Below are 1,091 nucleotides of genomic sequence, written 5' to 3'. Positions count from 1 at the left end.
AGGTAGTTGAGGGTGATGTGGGGTTGGGGGAGGTTGCGGAGTTGTGTGGCGGTGTGGGGGTTGAGGTAGCGCAGGGGGCCGTATCCGGTGCCGTGGTCGGGGGTGGTGCGGAGTTGTTCCTTGATGGCGGTGAGGGCTTGTCCGGTGGCGGGTCCGCCTGCGAGTGCGTCGTCGAGGTCGATGTCGGTGAGGTCGAGCAGGACTGGGTGGATGGTGGTGAACCAGCCGATGGTGCGGGTGAGGTCGGCTGCGGGGATGAGGGGGTCGTTGCGGCCGTGTCCTTCGATGTTGACGAGCAGTGTGTGGGTGGGGGTGTGGTGTCGGTGGCGCCAGGTGGTGACGGCGAGGGCGAGGGCGGTGAGGAGGGCGTCTTCGATGCCGCAGTGGTAGGTGGTGGGGAGTGTGGTGAGGAGGGTGTGGGTGGTGTGGGGTGGGAGGTCGAGGGTGGTGTGGTGGGCGGTGTTTTCGGTGTCGTGGGTGGGGTCGAGGGGTCTGGTGCCGAGTGGGGGGTCGGGGGTGGTGAGGATGGTGTGCCAGTGGGGGAGTTCGTGGGTGCGGTGGGTGCTGGTGTCGGTGAGGGCGTGGGTGTAGGTGCGGGCGCTGGTGGTGGTGGGTGGGAGTGTGGGGGTGGTGCCTGTGGTGTGGGCGTGGTGGGCGGTGGCGAGGTCGGGGATGAGGATGCGCCAGGAGACGCCGTCGGTGGCGAGGTGGTGGATGGTGAGTAGGAGGTGTCCGGGTTCGGTGTGGGGGTCGAGCCAGACGAGTTGGAGCATGATCCCGTTCTCGGGATCGAGGCGGTGCGCTGCGGCGTCGAGCTGCGTCTGTGCCATCGCGGCGAGGTCGGTGTCCGGGTGTGTCCGGACGGCGATGCGGGTGATGAGGGGTGCAGCCGCTGTTGTTCCGGCGGGTGGGATTTCGAGGACGGTGTCGTCGTCGGTGTGCCCGCGGTGTAGTCGGGCGCGGAGCATGTCGTGGTGGTCGAGCACTGTTTGCAGGGTGGCGGTGAGGGTGTCCGTGGTGAGTTCGGGTGGTGCGGTGAGCAGGACTGCCTGGCAGTACGTGTCGAGGTTGCCGCCGCGTTCGAGCAACCA

1 protein-coding gene is annotated in these 1,091 nt (G+C 68.0%); it reads right to left on the bottom strand.

Annotated features, from left to right (window positions below):
* On the bottom strand, positions 1-1,091 hold a 1,091-nt coding region (locus P3H15_RS54055), incomplete at both ends, for a condensation domain-containing protein (protein ID WP_276144832.1).

The sequence above is a fragment of the Rhodococcus sp. T2V genome (genome assembly GCF_029269925.1).
Taxonomy (GTDB): Bacteria; Actinomycetota; Actinomycetes; order Mycobacteriales; family Mycobacteriaceae; genus Rhodococcus_F; species Rhodococcus_F koreensis.
The sequence above is the reverse complement of the archived record's forward strand: the minus strand, read 5'-3'. Positions and strand labels throughout refer to the sequence as shown.